The organism is Anabaena sp. TISTR 8404 (assembly GCF_056847745.1).
Map to the genome: position 1 here is coordinate 5,712,411 of NZ_CP180578.1, position 20,224 is coordinate 5,732,634.

The 20,224-nt window shown below is 40.9% G+C and carries 20 protein-coding genes; 8 read left to right on the forward strand and 12 right to left on the reverse strand.

The genetic code is table 11. From position 1 onward, the window contains the following. Positions 1-61: 61 nt before the first annotated feature. The gene (locus ACMX3D_RS24855) at positions 62-1,183 is read right to left on the reverse strand and encodes a CobW family GTP-binding protein (protein ID WP_482748465.1); all 1,122 of its coding nucleotides are present in this window, start codon (positions 1,181-1,183) and stop codon (positions 62-64) included. 187 nt (positions 1,184-1,370) lie between these two features. Between ACMX3D_RS24855 and cysS the strand changes: the two genes are divergently transcribed. The 3 genes from cysS to ACMX3D_RS24870 all read left to right on the forward strand — a co-directional run bounded on the left by cysS (position 1,371) and on the right by ACMX3D_RS24870 (position 6,234). Continuing rightward, a complete protein-coding gene (gene cysS, locus ACMX3D_RS24860) occupies positions 1,371-2,873 on the forward strand; it encodes a cysteine--tRNA ligase (RefSeq protein WP_482748466.1) in 1,503 nt (500 codons plus the stop codon). A 504-nt stretch (positions 2,874-3,377) separates the two neighbouring features. Beyond that, positions 3,378-4,817 (forward strand): TldD/PmbA family protein, encoded by a 1,440-nt coding sequence (locus ACMX3D_RS24865; RefSeq protein ID WP_482748467.1) that lies wholly within the window; start codon positions 3,378-3,380, stop codon positions 4,815-4,817. Positions 4,818-4,890: 73 nt separating this feature from the next. Continuing rightward, on the forward strand, positions 4,891-6,234 hold the full coding sequence (locus ACMX3D_RS24870) for a TldD/PmbA family protein (RefSeq protein WP_482748468.1): 1,344 nt from the start codon (positions 4,891-4,893) through the stop codon (positions 6,232-6,234). A gap of 128 nt (positions 6,235-6,362) precedes the next feature. Here the strand turns inward: ACMX3D_RS24870 and ACMX3D_RS24875 are convergent, their stop codons facing one another. Further along, positions 6,363-8,033: a DNA repair helicase XPB gene (locus ACMX3D_RS24875; protein ID WP_482748469.1), complete on the reverse strand. Its 1,671-nt coding sequence runs from the start codon at positions 8,031-8,033 to the stop codon at positions 6,363-6,365. A 115-nt stretch (positions 8,034-8,148) separates the two neighbouring features. Here ACMX3D_RS24875 and ACMX3D_RS24880 point away from each other — a divergent pair, with 115 nt between their 5' ends. Then, positions 8,149-8,736: a Uma2 family endonuclease gene (locus ACMX3D_RS24880; protein ID WP_482748470.1), complete on the forward strand. Its 588-nt coding sequence runs from the start codon at positions 8,149-8,151 to the stop codon at positions 8,734-8,736. A gap of 113 nt (positions 8,737-8,849) precedes the next feature. On the opposite strand, the gene ACMX3D_RS24885 is transcribed toward ACMX3D_RS24880, so the two are convergent. From ACMX3D_RS24885 to ACMX3D_RS24910, 6 genes are all read right to left on the reverse strand, one after another. Next, positions 8,850-9,182 (reverse strand): Ycf66 family protein, encoded by a 333-nt coding sequence (locus ACMX3D_RS24885; RefSeq protein ID WP_482748471.1) that lies wholly within the window; start codon positions 9,180-9,182, stop codon positions 8,850-8,852. Between the two features lie 8 nt (positions 9,183-9,190). Further along, a complete protein-coding gene (locus ACMX3D_RS24890) occupies positions 9,191-11,029 on the reverse strand; it encodes a hypothetical protein (RefSeq protein ID WP_482748472.1) in 1,839 nt (612 codons plus the stop codon). A 180-nt stretch (positions 11,030-11,209) separates the two neighbouring features. Continuing rightward, positions 11,210-11,893, reverse strand: coding sequence for a DivIVA domain-containing protein (locus ACMX3D_RS24895; protein WP_482748473.1), 684 nt, complete (start codon positions 11,891-11,893; stop codon positions 11,210-11,212). Continuing rightward, positions 11,782-12,354: a pantetheine-phosphate adenylyltransferase gene (gene coaD, locus ACMX3D_RS24900; RefSeq protein ID WP_482748474.1), complete on the reverse strand. Its 573-nt coding sequence runs from the start codon at positions 12,352-12,354 to the stop codon at positions 11,782-11,784. Before coaD ends, ACMX3D_RS24895 begins: the two co-directional genes overlap by 112 nt. Before the next feature lie 214 nt (positions 12,355-12,568). Continuing rightward, complete coding sequence (locus ACMX3D_RS24905; protein ID WP_482748475.1) at positions 12,569-12,835, reverse strand: translation initiation factor; 267 nt, start codon at positions 12,833-12,835, stop codon at positions 12,569-12,571. A 30-nt stretch (positions 12,836-12,865) separates the two neighbouring features. Further along, positions 12,866-13,360 (reverse strand): hypothetical protein, encoded by a 495-nt coding sequence (locus ACMX3D_RS24910; RefSeq protein ID WP_482748476.1) that lies wholly within the window; start codon positions 13,358-13,360, stop codon positions 12,866-12,868. Between the two features lie 493 nt (positions 13,361-13,853). Between ACMX3D_RS24910 and ACMX3D_RS24915 the strand changes: the two genes are divergently transcribed. Then, positions 13,854-14,510, forward strand: coding sequence for a Nif11-like leader peptide family natural product precursor (locus tag ACMX3D_RS24915; RefSeq protein ID WP_482748477.1), 657 nt, complete (start codon positions 13,854-13,856; stop codon positions 14,508-14,510). A gap of 113 nt (positions 14,511-14,623) precedes the next feature. Here ACMX3D_RS24915 and ACMX3D_RS24920 read toward each other — a convergent pair whose 3' ends face one another. The 3 genes from ACMX3D_RS24920 to ACMX3D_RS24930 all read right to left on the reverse strand — a co-directional run bounded on the left by ACMX3D_RS24920 (position 14,624) and on the right by ACMX3D_RS24930 (position 16,914). Next, a complete protein-coding gene (locus ACMX3D_RS24920; RefSeq protein WP_482748478.1) occupies positions 14,624-16,210 on the reverse strand; it encodes a glucose-6-phosphate isomerase in 1,587 nt (528 codons plus the stop codon). A gap of 105 nt (positions 16,211-16,315) precedes the next feature. Beyond that, on the reverse strand, positions 16,316-16,573 hold the full coding sequence (locus ACMX3D_RS24925; protein WP_482748479.1) for a cytotoxic translational repressor of toxin-antitoxin stability system: 258 nt from the start codon (positions 16,571-16,573) through the stop codon (positions 16,316-16,318). Between the two features lie 143 nt (positions 16,574-16,716). After that, on the reverse strand, positions 16,717-16,914 hold the full coding sequence (locus ACMX3D_RS24930; protein ID WP_482748480.1) for a hypothetical protein: 198 nt from the start codon (positions 16,912-16,914) through the stop codon (positions 16,717-16,719). 179 nt (positions 16,915-17,093) lie between these two features. Here ACMX3D_RS24930 and ACMX3D_RS24935 point away from each other — a divergent pair, with 179 nt between their 5' ends. Together ACMX3D_RS24935 and ACMX3D_RS24940 are read left to right on the forward strand one after the other, a co-directional pair. Further along, positions 17,094-18,227 carry a branched-chain amino acid ABC transporter permease gene (locus ACMX3D_RS24935; protein ID WP_482748481.1) on the forward strand — a complete coding sequence of 378 codons (1,134 nt, stop codon included), beginning with the start codon at positions 17,094-17,096 and terminating at the stop codon, positions 18,225-18,227. Next, entirely contained in the window at positions 18,217-18,999 is a 783-nt protein-coding gene (locus ACMX3D_RS24940) for an ABC transporter ATP-binding protein (protein ID WP_482748482.1), read from the forward strand. The genes ACMX3D_RS24935 and ACMX3D_RS24940 overlap by 11 nt, the downstream gene beginning before the upstream one ends. A 99-nt stretch (positions 19,000-19,098) precedes the next feature. Here the strand turns inward: ACMX3D_RS24940 and ACMX3D_RS24945 are convergent, their stop codons facing one another. Beyond that, entirely contained in the window at positions 19,099-19,689 is a 591-nt protein-coding gene (locus tag ACMX3D_RS24945; RefSeq protein ID WP_482748483.1) for a DUF2087 domain-containing protein, read from the reverse strand. Between the two features lie 174 nt (positions 19,690-19,863). Here ACMX3D_RS24945 and ACMX3D_RS24950 point away from each other — a divergent pair, with 174 nt between their 5' ends. Then, positions 19,864-20,079, forward strand: a complete 216-nt coding sequence (locus ACMX3D_RS24950) for a helix-turn-helix domain-containing protein (RefSeq protein ID WP_482748484.1) — start codon at positions 19,864-19,866, stop codon at positions 20,077-20,079. Positions 20,080-20,224: the final 145 nt, after the last annotated feature.

Below are 20,224 nucleotides of genomic sequence, written 5' to 3' on the forward strand. Positions count from 1 at the left end.
AAGTCTGAAGTATGAATTATGAAAATAAATATTTCATACTTTATACTTCACACTTCATACTTCATTTCCCAAAGCCTTTACCGCGACTTACAGAAGGTAAACAAACACAGTTTTCTAATTGCGCCATTAAAGTTTCACGGTCTAGATTTTGACCAATTAGCACAAGCTGGTTTTTGGGTTCACCTTTCCACTCGTCATCATCTAAGGTGAAGCGTTTACCGCATAGGTGGAAAATGTGCCGCTTGGGACTTTCATCAAACCACATCACACCCTTGGCGCGGAAAATGCTTGTTGGTAGCTGGTTATCTAGGAAATACTGGAATTTCCTGATAGAAAACGGCTTGTCGCTTTGAAAGGATATAGAGGTAAAGCCATCATTTTCTAGATGGTCGGAATGATGGTGGTGATGATGGTCGTGGTCATGGTCGTGACCACAGGTTGAATGGTCGTGGTCGTGGTCGTGGTCGTGACCGCAGGTTGAATGGTCATGGTCATGATGGTCATGCTCATCAACAGTGTCAAAATATTTGTCAGACTCAAACAATCCTACACTGAGAATTAAAGCGAGTGGTACTTGCGATCGCTGGGTACGCAAAATTCTCGCACCTTCTTTGACTTCGTTGATTTTGCGTTCTAACTGGCTCAATGTAGCTTCATCAACCAAATCTGTTTTATTCAACAGAATGATATCACCGTAGGCAATCTGGCTGTAAGCTGCTTGAGAGTTAAATAAATCTAAGCTGTAGTTAGCTGCGTCTACAACAGTGATAATCGAATCTAAACGGGTTAAATCCCGCAATTCTGTACCTAAAAATGTTAAGGCTACTGGTAACGGATCTGCTAGTCCAGTAGTTTCTACCACGAGATAATCTAGCTTTTCTTCCCGTTCTAATACTTTGTAAACGGCATCAACTAAATCATTATTGATTGTGCAGCAGATACAACCGTTACTTAGCTCCACCATATTATTGTTTTCATCGGTAGAGATAATTAACTCGTTGTCAATGCCAATTTCACCAAATTCATTCACTAAAACAGCGGTTTTTAAACCCTGCTGGTTTGTGAGAATATGATTTAGTAAAGTCGTTTTGCCGCTACCAAGAAATCCAGTAATAATTGTTACTGGTAAACCTTGTTTAGGCGCATCCATTGGTTGAGATTCAGAATTCACTGCTGTTTGCATAGCGCTGTTATCAAACAAATCAAAAAATAGAAAACTTCTCTAAGTTGCGGTTGCTACCACTGGGAAATTCAGATTTACAAAAGGTAGCGCAGATAGTCCAGAAAACACTAGCATAGGGATGCTGGATAAACTCACCAGCTGTTTTACCCTATTATTGCGTATCCCTCTATTGCCGCATTACTCTGTTATGACCCTAACTGTTTACAATACCCTTACCCGTCGTCAAGAACCGTTTGAAACAGTCGAACCAGGCAAGGTTAAGATGTATTACTGCGGCGTGACGGTTTATGACTACTGCCATTTGGGTCATGCTAGAGCTTGCATCGTTTGGGATGTCGTGCGCCGCTATCTCCAGTTTATCGGTTATGAAGTGCGCTATGTGCAGAATTTTACTGATGTTGATGACAAAATTCTCAATCGCGCACGACAAGAACACTCATCAATGGAGGCTGTAGCTGAACGCTTTATCAAAGCATATTTTGAAGACATGGCACGGCTGGGAATTAAAGAAGCTGATGAATATCCCCGCGCGACACATACAATGAACGGGATTCAGCGATTAATTCATGAACTGGAAAACAAAGGTTTTGCTTACCCTGCTGATGGTGATGTTTACTATGCTGTGCGGCAGTTTGCTGAGTATGGTAAGCTTTCTGGTCGCAGGTTAGAAGATATGCAGGCTGGGGCGAGCGATCGCGTTAATATAGAAGACCCAGAATATCAAAAGAAAAAAGACCCCTTTGACTTTGCTTTGTGGAAAGCTGCTAAACCCGGAGAACCCGCTTGGGAATCACCTTGGGGTGCTGGTCGTCCGGGATGGCACATTGAATGCTCGGCGATGGTGCGCGATCGCTTAGGTGAAACAATAGATATTCATGCTGGTGGTGCTGACTTAATTTTCCCCCACCACGAAAATGAAATTGCCCAATCAGAAGCCGTTACAGGTAAACCTTTAGCAAATTACTGGCTGCACAACGGCATGGTAAAAGTGGACGGTGAGAAAATGTCCAAGTCTTTGGGCAACTTTACCACCATCCGCGACTTACTTGATCGTGGTGTTGACCCAATGGCATTACGCTTGTTTGTACTGATGGCGCAATATCGCAAACCTCTTGATTTTACCGATGATGCGATCGCTGCTGCTACTAACGGCTGGCACACCCTAAAAGAAGGTTTGCTGTTTGGCTATCAATACGGTAAACAACTGGGTTGGGAAGAAACACTCAGCACTCAGCAACGCCAGTTGCTACAACGGAGGGAACCTCCGCAACGCACTGGCTCCTCAGCACTCAGCACTCAATACATCGAACGCTTTAAAGCATCTGTCAACGATGACTTTAATTTCCCTGGTGGGGTAACAGTTTTGTTTGAATTAGCCAAAGAATTACGCCGCGAAGGACATATCCTCGTCCATGAAGGCAAAACTACAACACCAGCCGATGAACTCAAAAAACAATGGCAAACTCTTGTAACTTTGGCAGAAGTTTTAGGTTTAACAGCCGAAATTGAAGATACTACCCCTGCAAATGATGGTTTAAGTGATACTGAAATTGAAGATTTGATTCAACAACGACAAGCTGCTAGAAAAGCGAGAAACTTTGCCGAAGCAGACCGCATTCGTAATGAATTACAAGCCAAAGGTATTACTTTAATTGATAGTTCTGAAGGTACGCGCTGGCACAAAAATTAATTTTATCCATAGGCTTTTGTAAAACTTCTATTGCAGTTTTTATCTAAAAAAAACTCAACTACAAAAGCCTTTTTTTAACTCAACTCTTCTCAAGAAAACTCAACATAGGCAGCAATGTTATGCTTTCATAACATTTACTCTAAGCGAGATTTCGTTTAAGTTACTGCTTTCTTTATTAATGTACGGCTTCTGGATTATTGCACTAAATCCAACTTTTAGGAATGGTGGTGAGAACAGTCTTGAAAAAGTAGCTCAGGTCTGATAATTTACTTCGATTAGGGTAAAAACTAAAGAATAGGAATTAGTATCAAATACAACCAGGTTTGGTAAAAAACTAAAATTTTTTAGGCTGGTCACAAAAGCAGAGGATATTACAGAATTTGTCTAATTGCTGGTTAGTTGATTGCTAATCTAAAAGTAGCTAAACAAGTAAACTAAAGATGTATTTCATAAATCAACCAAATTGTCAATAATAAATTCATTAAATTTGCATCTAAAATTATTATGTGGTCTGAACTAACAAAAGCGATCGCTAACTTTAATATCCCTGCTGATTGGATTGGTATCAGAGCAGTCAAAGAAACAGCCTCGAACCGTTATGTACGCGATGGTATACCCCAAACTAACGGTAAAGCTACCACCGAGGGAGCCATGATCGAAGTTTTAGTTAACGGCTGTCTAGGTTATGCCGCTACCAACTCTTTAGAACTAGCATCTCTGAAATCTGCTGCCCAAATAGCTTATAAACAAGCACTCTTCTCTAGTGAATGGTGGATATATCCGTTTAAAGAAACTGAACGTCCAAAAGTTGTCGGTGAATACAACTCACCATTTTTGGAACCATTAGATGCACTGAGTCCTGGAGAAATTAATGACTTGCTGGTGCGGATGTGCCACACGCTGAAAGTTAATGACCAAATTGTACAAACCACAGCCAGCATCAGTACTAATGAGCGAGAAAGTTGGTTTGTCAGCAGCAACGGCTCAGAAGTATACCAAAAGTTTATCTCCTTGGGAACTCATTATGGAGCGATCGCCCAAGACGGAGCAGTTGTTCAGCAACGCACCAACAACGGTTGGCAAGCACACTGTTATCAAGGAGGATGGGAACTTTTAAGACAAGAAAATTTATGGCAACGAGTGCGACAAGTAGGAGAACAAGCTGTAGAACTATTAACAGCAGATGAATGCCCAAATACACGCACTAACTTAGTCTTAGCCCCAGACCAAATGATGCTGCAAATTCATGAAAGCGTCGGACATCCTTTAGAAATTGACCGAATTTTAGGTGATGAGCGTAACTATGCGGGCGGTAGTTTTATCACAACCGAAGATTTTGGTCAGCGAGTCTACGGTTCACCACTGATGAACATTACCTTTGACCCCACCGTACCAGGTGAGTATGCCAGCTACGCTTTTGATGATACTGGTGCAGTAGCCACACGAGAATATTTGATTAAAGAAGGCGTACTACAACGGGGTTTAGGTAGTTTAGAAAGTCAAGCTAGATCTGGAGTCCCTGGAGTTGCTTGCGCCCGTGCTTGTTCGTGGAATCGACCAGCAATTGATCGTATGGCTAACTTAAACTTAGAACCAGGTAATGCCACTTTCGATGAAATCATTAGCAGTATAGAACATGGCGTTTACATGGAATCAAATCGGTCTTGGTCAATAGATGATCGCCGTTATAAATTCCAGTTTGGTTGCGAATATGCCAAATTAATTGAAAATGGCAAACTCACCAAAACTCTCCGCAACCCCAACTATCGCGCTACAACCCCAGAATTTTGGCGCAGTTTAATCAAAGTCGGAAATGCTGATAGCTGGGAAATGTACGGCACTCCTTACTGCGGTAAAGGAGAACCTAATCAAGCCATTTGGGTAGGACACGGTTCACCCGTTTGTGTATTTGCTAATGTTGAAGTCTTCGGCGGAGGCAGTTGAAGAAGTTAAAAGTCAAAAGTAGGACTTTTGACTTTTGTAGCTTTATTCCGAATTACAAATTAATAATCTACCAATGAAAGAAGAATTAACGGCTTTAGAATCTAGCTTTAATCAGTTATTAGAAACTCTGCTAATTAAAAAAGTAGACGATGAAGAATTTACCCTGAAACTCAGCAGTGAACAAAGTCAATTTACTCGTTTCAATCATGCAAAAGTTAGACAAACTGGCTGTGTAGCTGATGGTTGGATTGAATTGACTTTAATGGCCGATCAACGCAGTAGTTCTCGACAGTTCCCCTTTACAGGCAATTGGGAGAAAGATTGGCAAAGAGCATATCAAGCCTTACAAGAGTTACGCAATGAACTGCCAGTATTACCGATTGATCCTTATTTAGTTTTACCATCAGGAAATAATACTAGTAGAGAAATTCATAATAGTAATTTATTAACACCAGAAGCAGTAGTTCCTAGCATATTGGCAGAAGTAGTAGGGTTAGATTTTACTGGCATTTATGCCGGGGGTGTAGTAATTAAAGCTTATGGAGATTCTAGCGGTCAGAAACATTGGTTTGCTACTGATACATTCACATTAGATTATTCTTTGTTTATCAGTTCTGGACAAGCTGTTAAAGGTACATTTGCTGGCAGCAATTGGGATGTAGCAAGTTACACGGCTAAAATCAGCGAAGCAAAAAAACAACTACAATTGCTGTCTCGTCCAGCGAAAGAACTAGCAAGAGGACAGTATAAAACTTATTTTGCACCTGCGGCTGTTGCTGATTTATTAAATATGCTTTCTTGGGGTGCTGTGAGTGAGGCAGATATCCAACAAGGTAATAGTGCGTTAGCTACCTTATCAAGAAAAGAAAAACAGTTATCTGCTAAATTTAGTTTGAAAGAAAACTTTCAACTAGGTTTAGTGCCGCGCTTTAATGAATTAGGCGAAATGGCAGCACCAGAATTACCAATTATCAAACAAGGAATTTTAGTAAATAGCTTAGTTAATTCTCGGACTGCTAAAGAATATCAAAAAATTGCTAACGGTGCTAATAGTTCAGAAACTTTACGCACACCAGAAATAAGTCCAGGAAGTTTAAGATTTGAGCAGATATTGCCTAACTTAGACACAGGGTTATATGTCTCGAATTTGCATTATCTCAATTGGAGCGATCGCCCGACAGGTAGAATTACAGGTATGACCCGTTATGCCTGTTTTTGGGTAGAAAATGGAGAAATTATTGCACCTATCGAAAATCTGCGCTTTGACGAAAGCCTCTATCGTTTTTGGGGGGAAAATTTAGTTGATTTCACCAATTTCCAAGAATTTATGCCCGAAGTTGGCACTTATGATAGCCGCCAATTAGGTGGAAGTCTAGTTCCTGGTATGTTAGTGAATGATTTTACTTACACTTTGTAATACCAATTCTCTATAAAGACCCACCTAATAATTTTGCCATAGAACAAATTATCTTAATAAAATCTCCGCGCACCTTTGCGCTAAACTCAGCGTACCTGTACGTTGAAAATAACTAGGTCTACTCTCAACTAATCCATAATTTCAATTTGATAACTATAACCTTGCTCAGTTAAAAATAACTGACGATGACGGGCAAAATCTTCTTCACAAGTACGCAGCGAAACTAAAGTATAAAATTGCGCAGGACGACCATCAGATTTAGGTCGTAACACTCTACCTAAACGTTGTGCTTCTTCTTGGCGAGAACCATATTTACCAGATACTTGAATAAGAACATCTGCATCTGGTAAATCAATGGCAAAGTTACCAACTCTGGATAAAACGAGTCCGCCTAATTTCCCTTCTCGAAAGGTTTGATAAAGTTTTTCTCGTTCTTTTTCTGGAGTTTTGCCTGTAATTAGCGGTAGTTTTGTAACTTGGGCGATCGCTTCCAATTGTGAGAGAAATTCGCCAATAATTAAAATGCGGTGTCCTGATTCTTTTGCTAACAATTCTTTGATAACTTGCAGCTTGCGCGGATTTTCGGCGGCGACACGAAACTGATTCCGCCTGGGTGCTAAAGCATATTCCATTTGGCGTTCTTTATCTTGAGATATACGAATTTCCGTGCAACTAGCGGTGGCGATGAAACCTTCACCTTCCAATTCGCGCCAGGGAACATCGTAACGTTTCGGGCCGATAAGGGCGAAGACATCACCTTCTCTACCATCTTCCCGAATCAGGGTGGCGGTGAGTCCCAAGCGGCGGCGGGCTTGCAGTTCAGCTGTAATGCGGAAAACTGGCGCAGGAAGAAGATGAACTTCGTCGTAGATGATTAAACCCCAAGAACGCACACTGAATAAATCAAAGTGGGGAAAGTCACCGTCGCGTTGATGGCGATAAGTCAGGATTTGATAAGTTGATAAAGTAATTGGCCCTGTATTTTTGACTTCGCCACTGTATTCTGCGATCGCATCTTCCGGTAAATCTGTTTTATCCAACAATTCCCGCCGCCACTGCCGCACCGATGTTAAACTAGTTGTTAGTACAAGTGTACTCTCTTGCACGGCAGCGATCGCAGCCATACCGACAATTGTCTTACCTGCACCACAGGGTAGCACAATTACGCCACTGCCACCTTGTACTCTTCCCGACTGATAAAATGCTTCTGCTGCTTGACTTTGGTAGTCCCGCAGCAGAAATTTTTTGCCTGTGCGTGTTTCTTCGCGTAACTGTATTGCTAAAGCATCGCCAGTGACATAACCTGCAATATCTTCCGCCGGATAGCCAGCCGCTAACAAAGCCTGTTTGAGTACGCCGCGCAAACTCGCCGCGACTTGAAAGGAAACCTCGGAAAGTCGCTGACCTAATAATGGTGCTACTTGCTTATCCCGTGACAGCAACTCTGCTAATGGTTGGTCACTCATCCGCAGCAGTAAACTATCTCCATCCCGTTCAATTACCGTCAAGCCATACCGACTACCCAAGGTGCTGATTTCTTGTGCGACAGCTTCGGGGATGGGATATTTAGCATAGTCTCGCAACGCTGCTACCATCGCCTCAACCTGCAACCCCGCCGCCCGTGCATTCCAAATACTCAACGGTGTAATTTGGTAAGTGTGGATATGTTCGGGACTTTTGATTAGTTCAGCGAAAGGTGCGATCGCTTCTCTGGCTTTAGCCGCTGTGGGAGAATGTACTTCTAAAAGAATAGTGCGATCGCTCTGCACAATCAGCGCATTTTCTGGGATATAAGACATAATTTTGTCAGCTAAATCCTACTAAATATAATTTAGTAATTCTGTAGAGCAATAGTATAGATAGCCTAAAATATTAAAACAGAATATTTTCACAAAGCCGAAGTGAGGTAAACTTGTGCAAATACTAGAACCACAATATTTTACCATCCAAGAATATTTAAACTCAGAAGAAAAAGCTGATTTTAAAAGTGAGTATATTGACGGAAGAATTATTCCAATGGCTGGTGGAACTGCAAACCATAATCGAATTTCTGGTAATTTTTATGCTATTTTGAATTTTGCTTTTAGACAACAAGATTATGAAGTATTTAACAGTGATATGCGTTTGTGGATAGCTAAACAACGTATTTATACATATCCAGATATTTCTATTGTTGCAGGTAAAATAGAATTTATGGAAAATAGGACAGATACAATTACGAATCCAAAATTAATTGTTGAGGTATTATCAAAATCTACTGAAAGTTATGATAGAGAAGGAAAATTTAAAGCATATCGTACTATACCATCCTTTGAAGAATATTTATTAGTTGAGCAGGATAGGATTTTTGTAGAACATTTTTATAAAACTGCTAATAAGCGATGGTCTTTACAAGAATATGATGTCGAAGATGAGTTTATTAATTTAGTTACTGTTCCATTGGAAATTAAATTACAGGATTTATACAACAAGGTCGAATTTGATGTTGAATCTGATGTTTAACAGCAAGAGTGAAATTATAGAAGAATACAGTTTGTTTGTGATGCTACATTTTTAATAAACTTTGTAGCAATCATTTTTATATAATTTATTTGACTATATTTGCTGACTGTAAATTACCGATTCCTATAACCACCGTTAATCACAATATCTTTAATACATAGATAAATAATTAATACAGTTAATAAGAATTGCATAAATTGTAAAATTGGGTCTAATCGCCAACCTTGAAAAACCAAAATTAACCCCGACCCTAACAGGAAAACAGGGATAATTAAAGTTTGAACAATATAAATAATTAAAGATAAACTGTCTAATCTTCTAGAACTCTGAATGAGCAAAATGATCATAGCCAGTAGGTAAGCTACTGCAAAAATGATATGAACAAAACCAATCAAACTGGCTACATTCAAACCGAAATTTACTTGCATTAAAATTAATTCGTTCATGAGAAATTCTAACCACTTAACGCAATACTATAACCCAATTTTTTCACGGCGTTACGGAATTTAGTTTCTGATTCGCTAGGCACAACTAAATGCTTTTCTCCAGCTAAGAAACACAGCTTTTTGGTGCGGGAATCGTTGGCGATTAATACAGCTAAAGCAGCATCAGTGCATTCTATCAACCGGGCTTGACCGCGATCGCGCAAACTATTGCCTCGTACTTCAATATCTGCTAAAAATTGATTGACTGTCTCTGGCAATTCATGACAACTGCGGGCTTGCAGAAATTCTCGTAATTGGGTGATGCTTTGCCCTTCTTCTATCGCACCCAATAACTTAGCCGTCTCTAACCGCCATACAGCATCAGAAATTTTTTGGGCGTAAACATCCAGCACGATAGTATCAGCAGGGGTGATGGGTTCTCCAGTTGCGGCTATTTCTAAGTTTGGTAATACTCGGAATACTGCCCGTACTTCTAAAGGTGGCGGAGTATAGTCGTTTTGCAAACCCAAGCAATATGCACCCAAGGGTGTTAATTGCAAACACATCAAACCGTCATAACGGCTGAGAAAAGGCAAGTCATCTGTTCCCCATAAATCGCTGTAGTCAGGACGAACACCGCCTGGGTTAACGTACCCGATATTAATCATGCCCAAGGTGGCAACATATTCAAATAGCAGACATAAAGTATATCTGCCTTGCAAAATCTCCCAATCATCGCCACCATTACCTAAGCTACCGTAATGAGAATCACTAATATATAAATTCCAAGGATTGCGGGTAACTTCAAAATCGTAGCCTTTGACGAGAATGCAGCGAAACAATTCATTTACACCCGTCCAGCATCCTACAGGACACTCTGCTAAGGCTTTAGTAATGGCTTCGCGGCGTTTGTCTGGGGCGGTTAAACCTTGCTTACCTTTGCCTGTTTGCCCTTTAATGGCATCTATGCGGCGTAGTTCGTCTAATACTTTATTTTTTAGCCATTTTTTCCAAATGTTGCGGATGGTGGCGGCGGGTGGGTTGGTAAGGGCTTTTTGTCCGGCTTTAGTTAAGACTAGGCGTTTGCTAGAAAGTTCAGCTAAACCTGCGGCTTGGACTAGCATTGCCCAAGCGAAGGGTTTGATAAAACCGATTTTTTCGTATGATGGTGTAGATGGGTCGTCGTTGTAATAATCGCCACCAGTCAGTACAGAGGCGATCGCACTCATACTAGTGTTATTGGGGTAGCTAGTTTTATCACTAACACTGAGTTTTCCGGCGTTAATTAACCGCAGTACCGCTAGTAAATCTTGTTGCGCCGCAGTTTCCATTTCGCACTGCTTGACAACAATTTCTTTTTCATGGGTTTCTCGTTCACGAGTTTTCCAGTTCCATTCTCGCCACTGCAAACGAAAAACTTCTGGACATTTATCTAAGCTATTAATCGAAAATTCTGCTGGTGGAGTAACAAAAGCTTTCAGCCTTGTTTGTAGATCTTGTGGGATGACCTTACCGTAGATAAATAAGCACAACAACGATGGTTGACGCTTGTAACCGAATGCGTCAGATGTTCCCCAATTTGGTTCTTCGAGATATTTAGCATAAAAACGTGTAGCGTTAAACAAACCATCTGTATTGTGAATAGTTTCCGCTACGGCTTTTTGTTGCAGATGATCTAGTTCTCGCCACAATTGTTGCAGATTTTCCCCCAAGAGATGGCGCTGAATCACTGCAATTATTTCTGCTTTGCGCGTGGGTTTGCTATTAGTATTCAGTAATGCTGCCAGTTTTTTAAGTTCATCAACAGATAACTGTTGTAGAGCCTCATCAACAGTAGAAATGCTTAACTGATCCTGATAGTAAGGCATGGTCATGCACTGGAATAACCTGCGATTTTCACCCTATGAGCAAAATAGGGTTAGGAGAATCTTACAGTAAAAGTGCCGAGTGCTGAGGAGCCAGTGCGTTGGGCGGCTCTGCCGACTTGAAGCAACTGGCGTTGCTGAGTGCTGAGTAAGAATTTATTTATTTTTCTCCTTTCTCTCACCTTATTTCTTTCTCGATGAATAACCTTGGGATTGATTTTCTTGGCGTAATTGTTGCCTGCCGTTGGTGATAATTCTTAACATATCTTTGAGGTCTTGCTCGATATTTTCGAGGACACTATCAGCATATTGATCAGCACCATCTTCAATTTCTTGGGCTTGGGCGATCGCAGTTTGGCGCATTTGTTCTAATTCTTCCATACAAGCTTGTCGCCTACGGTCAATTTCGGCGATGGTTTCTTGCATCATTGCGTCGCATTCTTGCTGGGTTTGTCGCCTTAGTTGTTCTGCTTCCCGTTCTGCTTGTCGCAAAATATCACTTTCTGCCAAAATTTGGGCTCTTTTGGCTTGGGCGGCTTCAACAATCTGCTGTCCATATTCTTCTGCTTCTAGCATCACTTCTTGCTTGTGTTGCAGAATCGCTGCGGCTTCTTGAAACAGCGAGGGTAAAGAAACCCGAATAAAATCAAGCTGTTCAAATAGTTTTTCTTCGTCTATGAGAGTGCGTCCTGTCAGGGGAACTCGCCAACCAGACAAAATCAAATCTTCTAACTGGTTGAGTTCTCGCTGAATATCTACTCCTGTTCGGGAATTGTCCCCGTTGGCGGCTCCATTGGGATACTCTGGAGGGGGGGAATAACTGCCGTTGTGGTTGGGTTCGCTATTGGATAGTTGTGGTTGTAGCATTTGTATATATCTAAAGCAATGTGCGGGGGTACAAGATGATCGACAGAACCACCAAATCTTGCGATCTCTTTTATCACACTACTACTTAAAAAACTATATTCATTTGATGTTGCGAGAAAAACTGTTTCAATTTGAGTAGACAGTGTTTTATTTGTGTGCGCCATCTGTAATTCTACTTCAAAGTCAGAAATTGCCCGTAACCCCCGTAACAACACTTGTGCTTGGCGCTGTTGGGCATAATTCACAGTCAAGCCATCAAAGCTATCTACTTCGACATTTGGTAGATGTTGCGTAGCTATCCGAATTTGTACTAGTCGTTGCTGCACACTGAACAACGGTACTTTATTGGGATTTCGCAGCACGGCAACAATTACTTGGTCAAACAGCCGACTACCACGTTGAATAATATCAAGGTGGCCTAAGGTGATGGGGTCAAAGCTGCCGGGGTAGATAGCAATCACAATATATTTGGATGTATCAAAGTTATTGAGGTGATTATATCTAATTCCTCAGTGGCGATCGCTTCTACTTTCTTTACAACTCCCAGTCAACCCCAGCTCATCAAATCTCTGCGCCTCTATTGTGCATTAACAATCAAAAAATAGACAGTAGTATTAATTACCACTGCCTTTAATCAACACCAGTTTAATCTATCGTCACGACATTTATTGATTACTAACGGCCATAGCCATATTCATCAGCAGGATCGCCGTAAGGGTCTTGGTCTGCGGATGCTAGGTTGCTGTACTCATCAGCAGGGTCACCGTAGGGATCTTCGCTGGCGGGGGTGATATTGCCATAGTCTTGGTTTGCGGGGTCACCGTAGGGATCTTCGCTGGCTGGACGCACCTCGCGATCGCTATAATCTGTATCTTGGTCAAGCTCGTCATTATTTGAGCCTGTGAAAAGTTCTCTCGCTCTTTGAAAAAAGCCGTCTACCATAATTCTTCTCCTGTAATCTTTGTGTTAAATCTAGTAAGCTGGCGCTTCTTGGGGAGCAATATCTGTTAAATCACGACCTGTAGAACGCCCGTTGTAGCCTTGAAAATCTCGATACCGTTGCGCTTCCGACTCTGGAACTCGAATTCCTTCTTGTGGCGGTGTTACCCAGTGAGCGCGACCTTGACTATCGCGGTAGTAAACACGCCCGTTTTTAGATAGGTAATACTTGCCATTTGGCCCTGCGCCTTGAGCATTTTTCCGCTGCTGATAAAGGTAATATAGAGCAGCAGCACCTGCTAAAATTGCTACTTTTTGCCCAGTAGATAATCCTTTTTTTGCTTGGGGTTGGTTGGTAGCATTTGGATAATTGACATTTCTACCAACGGTGTCATCCACAGGAGGCGGAGGTGATGCTGTTCGAGAATTATCGCCACAGCTACTTAAAAAAGGAACTGACAATAAAGCAGAAAGAAACACAGCCGCAGGTAACGGAGCTTTTTTAGGCTTTTGATATATGGTTTTCATTTCTTGCGCTATCACTCTGCATTTTATAAAGTTGTGTTATTTAAAAAGATTTGAAATTTGGAATTTTCATTATTAAAATCATGAAGCAATAATTGCAGTATTCACTCCTGCCTTTGAGAGAAACTGCATTCATTCTTTAGAAATAAACTGTTAACTGAATCAAAACTATTTTGTGTATCTGCTGATGTAGAGGAGCAGATACAATGAGTTCTCCTTCGTATAAGATATACACTAAGTTTTGCGTATAAAAGTTTCAGTATTTAGCCAAAAAATCACATTGCTTTACAAATAAGAGCGATCGCCTAGACCCAACTTCTTCTAAGCTCAGTATAAATAAACTTAGCTGGTTCTAAACTTAACAAGGATTTTATACTTAGTTACCGTGTAACTTCATTTACACAAATTAGTTTATTTAATACTGTCGATTAATTCAACTTATACTTACTACACTGGTGATTATCCCTACCAATTATTAAAGTTAAAAAAATAACTTATGTATTATCACCTCTGGAATTTCTTCTTGAGAGAAGAGAGGTATTTCTATTGGAAAGCAAAAGTAAAATTTATCAAAGATTTTGACCATTTTACATGGCAGAAAATCAATGACTTTATATTATTAGAAGAGCATAACTTTTTTCTCAAAACTCAACTAGCAAAAATTGACAGCATTGAACCCTTTATCAACATAGCTAAAGAAAATGGTTATAACTTGAGCGCAGAAGCGTTTGCTTGGTTTGCTGTCACCCGAAAACAGATTTGGGATCTGTTTGACATCGCACAAATAACGCCATCTTTAAAAGAGAAATTGCTATCCTCTAAAAATCCCCAAGATTTTATTAAAATAGCTGCTGATAACCGCTATCACTTTTCTGTAGACGAGTTAGCTTGGCTATTAACGGAAGTGAAGTCTTCTCCAGAATTAGTTTCAATTAACAATAGTGTTGGCGAAATTCTCACAGTGTCGAACTACGGCAGAATTGAAATAGGATATTGGATTTGGTTAGCAGAAGATTGGGGAATCGTACCACCATTCTGTCATTTAAATAAATCAGGCAATCTTGTCAGCCAAAATATTCGCAATCCATTTTTACTTGATCAGTGCTTTTTACCCAAGAGCTACTTTAACCAACGATTGATGAGTGTAGTTTGAAGTAAGAGAGTTGGGAGTGGTATATAACAATCCTATTTGCGCAGATCCCCGACTTCTCAAAGAAGTCGGGGATCTGTTTGTTCACGAATATGAGCGAAAAATTCCCAAACCAATCAGCTAAGAGAAATTTTCAAACTGTCGGGTTGACCAAGATTACCTTGCAATACAACACCTCGCTGGTTGACATGTAAGTGGCGGAGAATCTTGTAAATTGCTTCAATTTCTTCAGCAGCACCAGCTTTTTCAGCGATTTCTTCCAAGGAAAGAGGTGTTTTTGCTGTTTGCAAAACTGCAATTACTTTAGTTTGCAAATCAAGAATAGCAGCAGCGGCTTTTTTACCTGCTTCTACCCCTGGTTGGTGGTAGGCGTTAATGTTAACCAAGTTGCCATATAAACCAACAGCACGGTCATACAAAGCTATTAAAGCTCCGACTGTGCGAGCATTAACTTGAGGAATAGTGATAGTAATTGAATCGCGCTGATTTTCATAAAGAGCTTTTCGGGTTCCTTGGAGGAAACCGGAGAGATAATCGCCAGAGGTAACTCCAGGATCGATTTCTGGAGACTGACCTTGACGATCTTCCAAAACTTCAATCAAGGTAGCAAAGAAGTTCGGTACACCATCACGCAACTGCTGGACGTAAGCGTGTTGGTCTGTTGAACCTTTGTTACCATAAACGGCAATACCTTGATGAACAATATTACCGTCTAAATCTTTTTCCTTACCCAAGGATTCCATTACCAGCTGTTGCAAATAGCGGCTGAACAGTGCCAAGCTGTCCTTGTAAGGCAGAACGACCATATCTTTTTCGCCCTTACCATTCCCAGCATAGTACCAAGACAACGCCAACAAAGCCGCCGGGTTGTTTTTGATATCTGGAACGCGGGTGGCATCATCCATTTCTTTTGCACCATCTAGCATGGCACGCACATCAATGCCTTGTAATGCTGCTGGAACTAAACCCACAGTTGACATTTCTGAGGTACGGCCTCCCACCCAATCATACATGGGGAATCTGGCTAACCAACCTTCAGACTGGGCAACTTTATCTAAATTACTACCAGGGCTGGTAATCGCTACAGCATATTGAGCAAAATCAAGATTGTGTCCAGCGTAAGCTTTCTTGACTTCAATCATGCCATTGCGGGGTTCTGGTGTACCTCCAGATTTGGAGATCACCAAAACTAAGGTGCTGGAGAGGTTGTTGCGTAATTGGTTAAGAATGCGGTCAATACCTGCGGGATCGGTATTGTCAATAAAGTGAATTTTTAGGGGAGGGAAATCAGAAGCGAGGGCTTCAGCGACAAATTCGGGGCCAAGCGCAGAACCACCAATACCAATAGAGATGATATCCGTGAAGCGACTGGCTCGCGGAGGATGAATTGCGCCTGTTTGGACTTTTTCTGCAAAGGCTTCAATTTGTTCTAATGTTTGGACAATTTCTTGTGTTAGTTCTGGAGTAGGTGCTAAATCTGGGTTGCGCAGCCAATAGTGTCCAACCATGCGGTTTTCGTCAGGATTAGCGATCGCACCCTTCTCTAAGGCAGCCATATCCGCAAACGCTTTGTCAAACTTCGGACGCAATGAGTCTACGAAGGCATCATCAAAGCGCATCCGACTTACATCTAAGTACAGTCCTAATCCCTCGTGGAAATATAACCAATTTTGGTATCTTTGCCAAAGTACCCTTGCATCCATAGGGAAATCTCAAATAAGTTGTTTTTCCAAAACAAGTTTAATGTAAGGTCAGCTGCATCCCTGCTTAGCCTTATACAGTTTTAAGTGTTGGGCTAATCCGCCCTACTAAACATCTGGCATAGGTATGACCCGCAGAAACTTGACAATTTCTCCTCTAATTTCAATACCAATTAAATATTCATCTAGGGTAAAGCGATGAAAAATGCCCTCTCCATCTAGCTGACGCAGTTCGGGAAGACAATGCAGCTGCCACTTTTCCCCAAATTCAAAAAACACAAAATCATACACCCGCTGATAAGCAGCAGGCTCTAAACTCTTCAGATCTACTAAAAAAGACCTGGCATAGCGCATTTCCACACTCACTAGGGATCACCTCTATTAGGGACTAGAAGTTAGGGACTAGGAAAGTGTGAAGTATGAAGGATAAAGGATAAAGTATGAAATGTTATTTTCACTTGCAGCAAGCCCCTACTCCCTACTCCCAATTCCCTACTCCCTTCTTTTTTTCAGTAAAACATTAAAATTTGTATCGCTTCTTCCTGAGTCAAAATATCCCAGGGTTGCTGCGATTGCTTGACTTTCTTGATGGCGTTCAACATATAAAAGTCACAATGTAAAGCGTGAACGTCATCCCAAACGCTTTGGAGTTCTTCATCAGCTAACTGCTCGATTAAATGATGGATTCTTATACGCAGCAAATTCATATATCAATAAACTATGTTCCAAAAGTCAAGGCTATTGTTCCCAAAAATTGGCAATCGTGAACGGTAAGATGTACTATCTTGGGGACAAGTATGAAGTCTGAAGTATGAAGTCTGAAGTATAAAATTTCTATTTCCTGCTGTTTGACCAATGACTATTGACTAATGACTATTGACTAAATATGGTTGATTATTTAATTTTTCTGGCAATTTCTACGGCAGTTTTTGCCCTGTTTGGTCTAGGGCTGAATTTACAGTGGGGCTTTACCGGGTTAATTAACTTTGGTCATATTGCTTTTATGACCTTGGGAGCTTACACAACAGTATTGTTAAGTTTAAAAGGCGTTCCGTTACTGATATCAGCAGTTGTTGGGGCAATGGTAGCGGCTTTGTTAGGCTTGGTGATTGGTTTTGCTACTTTGCGCCTGCGAGAAGATTATCTGGCGATCGTTACTATTGGTACAGGTGAACTGATTCGCTTGGTGGTGAATAACCAAGAATTACCTGTAGGTGATACATGGGTATCTGGGGCTTTTGGCGTACAAAGTTATACTATACCCTTCTCCACAGAACCAAATTTAGTAATTCGTTTAGTGATGATTGGGTTGCTGACGTTGTTAGCGGCTGTAACTTTTTTTGCACTATGGCGATGGATTCGCACTGCCCAAAGATTTTTGAATAGTGATTCTTCTAAAAAAACCAGTAGTAAGCAAGAAGTTGCATCGCGTTTAGGGGTGGGAATTGTCTTGGGTTTGTTGACAGCAGCAATTTATATTTCTGGTGTGATGGGTTTGTATAATTACAACCCCAAAGCAGGTTTTATGTTGTTGTCACTATTGGTATTGGCGTTTGTATTTTGGCGGCTAGAGATTTTAGTGCGATCGCCTTGGGGTCGAGTATTAAAAGCTATCCGCGAAGATGAAGAAATACCGAAAGCTTTGGGGAAAAATGTCTTTTGGTACAAGTTACAATCCCTGATGTTGGGAGGTGCGATCGCAGGTGTGGCAGGTGCTTTCTTTGCTTGGCAGTTGAGTGCAATTTATCCCGATAACTTCCAACCGCAGCTAACCTTCGACGCTTGGATTATGGTAATTTTAGGCGGTTCTGGTAATAACATCGGCACAATTTTAGGTGCGGTCATTTACTTTGCTTACGATGCCATTACTAGAGAAGTTCTGCCCAGAATTATTCCCTTAGATGAAGCGCGTCTGGGTGCATTTCGGATTATGGTAATTGGTCTGATTTTAATGGTGCTAATGATTTGGCGACCTCAAGGTATCTTAGGGAAAAAGGAGGAACTCACCCTTGGTAAATAACCAATCACCGCCACTTCCCTTATTAGCCGCCTCTGGACTTTGCAAAAGCTTTGGCGGGATCAAAGCAGTCAATGAGGCAAAAATTGAAGTGATGAAAGGTAGCATCACTGGGTTGATTGGCCCCAATGGTGCTGGTAAAACGACTTTATTTAACTTACTCTCGAATTTTATTCGCCCAGATAAGGGACGAGTCATTTTTGATGGTGAACAGATTCAACAGTTGCAACCATACCAAATCGCCCAGCAGGGATTAGTCCGTACTTTTCAGGTAGCGCGGACTCTCTCGCGGTTGTCGGTGTTAGAAAATATGCTATTAGCAGCGCAAAAGCAAACAGGCGAAAGCTTTTGGCAAGTACAACTCCAACCCCACGTAGTCGCCACAGAAGAAAAGCAATTGCAAGAACGGGCAATGTTTTTGTTAGAGTCTGTAGGGTTGGCACATAAAGCGCAAGATTATGCTGGGGGTTTGTCGGGTGGACAACGCAAGCTGCTGGAAATGGGTAGGGCGTTGATGACTAATCCTAAGTTGATTTTGTTGGATGAACCAGCAGCAGGGGTAAATCCCAGGTTAATTGATGATATATGCGATCGCATTGTCACCTGGAACCGCCAAGATGGTCTGACGTTTTTAATTATTGAACACAATATGGATGTGATTATGTCCTTGTGCGATCGGGTTTGGGTATTGGCTGAAGGGCAGAATTTAGCTGATGGTACTCCTAGTGAAATTCAAACCAATCCCCAAGTATTAGAAGCTTATTTAGGAAAATAATCTTTTATTCAAGAGAATTCAGGAGTCAGAGGACAGAATTCAGAATTGAATTCTGCCTTCTGTTAACACCTTTTGTGCCAAAAACTCAACTTGTCATTCTCAAGGCTGTAGATTACGCCAATAAATCCCATCCTCTCGCTTAATTAATTTGTAATTCATCAACTCTCTTTGCAAGGTAGCGTAATCAGGATGGTAACGACCGAGAGTTTCATGTACCATCTGTTCGGAATATCCAACTCCTAGCTCAAATTTATTTGCTAACCACTTGAGAATTACTAACCGCTTTTTACGATTATTGGGAATTTCTTTGAGGCGTTGAACTTTCTCCAAGTTGTTTGGATTGCTTTCTAAATAGTTGTTCAGAACTTTGTTTTCCCAGGCTTCAGTATCTACATACTCGATTAACGATGCTATCTTCCCAGGTGTAAAAATTTCTTTGCTAATTTTTTCTAAAGCTGCGCTATCTAGTTGATACAAACGACTGTTACCATCAGGGCGCATAGTCACCAAATTTACTTCCTTAAGTTTCGCCAAATGGTGAGATACTGTTGGTTCTTTAAGTTGCATGAGTGCTGCTAATTCTTCCACGCTACACTCCTGATTTGCCAAAATACCTACTATCTTCAATCGACTTTCGTCTGCTAACACTTTAAAAAACTGTAGCAGGGTCTGAAACTGTTCTTTTCTCATAATTTTGTTATAATCAATTCGACCCCAATCTAATTAGAAAGAAATCGAATTAGTCGTGCTGTCCTCCTACGATGCAGCGCTAAATTCCTATCGATTAAATTCTGAATTAATGTCAATTTTGCGATTTGTTTAGAAAAAAATTCAAATTTCTTAAGTTGTTCTTTACATTTCGCTATGCTGAAACATTCATTAGTTAGACAAAAAAGAAACAGGATTATTAAACAAGGTACTTCTTTGGTACAAGCGGCTAAATTCCTAGGCATAGACCAGAGTACCTTGTACGTAGCTGTTCAAAGAGGGCAAATTCCTACAACTACAAGAAATGGACGGATTGTTATTAGTCAAGGAGCCTTAATGGATTATCAAGTCAGGACAAGACCTCTCCTATAAGGAATTAAAATCTCAATGATTAAAAATTCAAAATAATTTCGCTATTGAGTAGCGATCGCCTAGACAATATAAATGTTTAATTGACATAAAATACTAGTCTAGCGTAATCAAAACAAATCTAAGATAGCAAGTAAAAAGTTGTGCA

Bases quoted from the DNA above. Each gene is read 5' to 3' on its own strand.
- ACMX3D_RS24855 (WP_482748465.1), bottom strand. From the start codon at position 1,183: ATGCAAACAGCAGTGAATTCTGAATCTCAACCAATGGATGCGCCTAAA.
- cysS (WP_482748466.1), top strand. From the start codon at position 1,371: ATGACCCTAACTGTTTACAATACCCTTACCCGTCGTCAAGAACCGTTT.
- ACMX3D_RS24865 (WP_482748467.1), top strand. From the start codon at position 3,378: ATGTGGTCTGAACTAACAAAAGCGATCGCTAACTTTAATATCCCTGCT.
- ACMX3D_RS24870 (WP_482748468.1), top strand. From the start codon at position 4,891: ATGAAAGAAGAATTAACGGCTTTAGAATCTAGCTTTAATCAGTTATTA.
- ACMX3D_RS24875 (WP_482748469.1), bottom strand. From the start codon at position 8,033: ATGTCTTATATCCCAGAAAATGCGCTGATTGTGCAGAGCGATCGCACT.
- ACMX3D_RS24885 (WP_482748471.1), bottom strand. From the start codon at position 9,182: ATGAACGAATTAATTTTAATGCAAGTAAATTTCGGTTTGAATGTAGCC.
- ACMX3D_RS24890 (WP_482748472.1), bottom strand. From the start codon at position 11,029: ATGCCTTACTATCAGGATCAGTTAAGCATTTCTACTGTTGATGAGGCT.
- ACMX3D_RS24895 (WP_482748473.1), bottom strand. From the start codon at position 11,893: ATGCTACAACCACAACTATCCAATAGCGAACCCAACCACAACGGCAGT.
- ACMX3D_RS24905 (WP_482748475.1), bottom strand. From the start codon at position 12,835: ATGGTAGACGGCTTTTTTCAAAGAGCGAGAGAACTTTTCACAGGCTCA.
- ACMX3D_RS24910 (WP_482748476.1), bottom strand. From the start codon at position 13,360: ATGAAAACCATATATCAAAAGCCTAAAAAAGCTCCGTTACCTGCGGCT.
- ACMX3D_RS24915 (WP_482748477.1), top strand. From the start codon at position 13,854: ATGTATTATCACCTCTGGAATTTCTTCTTGAGAGAAGAGAGGTATTTC.
- ACMX3D_RS24920 (WP_482748478.1), bottom strand. From the start codon at position 16,210: ATGGATGCAAGGGTACTTTGGCAAAGATACCAAAATTGGTTATATTTC.
- ACMX3D_RS24930 (WP_482748480.1), bottom strand. From the start codon at position 16,914: ATGAATTTGCTGCGTATAAGAATCCATCATTTAATCGAGCAGTTAGCT.
- ACMX3D_RS24935 (WP_482748481.1), top strand. From the start codon at position 17,094: ATGGTTGATTATTTAATTTTTCTGGCAATTTCTACGGCAGTTTTTGCC.
- ACMX3D_RS24945 (WP_482748483.1), bottom strand. From the start codon at position 19,689: ATGAGAAAAGAACAGTTTCAGACCCTGCTACAGTTTTTTAAAGTGTTA.
- ACMX3D_RS24950 (WP_482748484.1), top strand. From the start codon at position 19,864: ATGCTGAAACATTCATTAGTTAGACAAAAAAGAAACAGGATTATTAAA.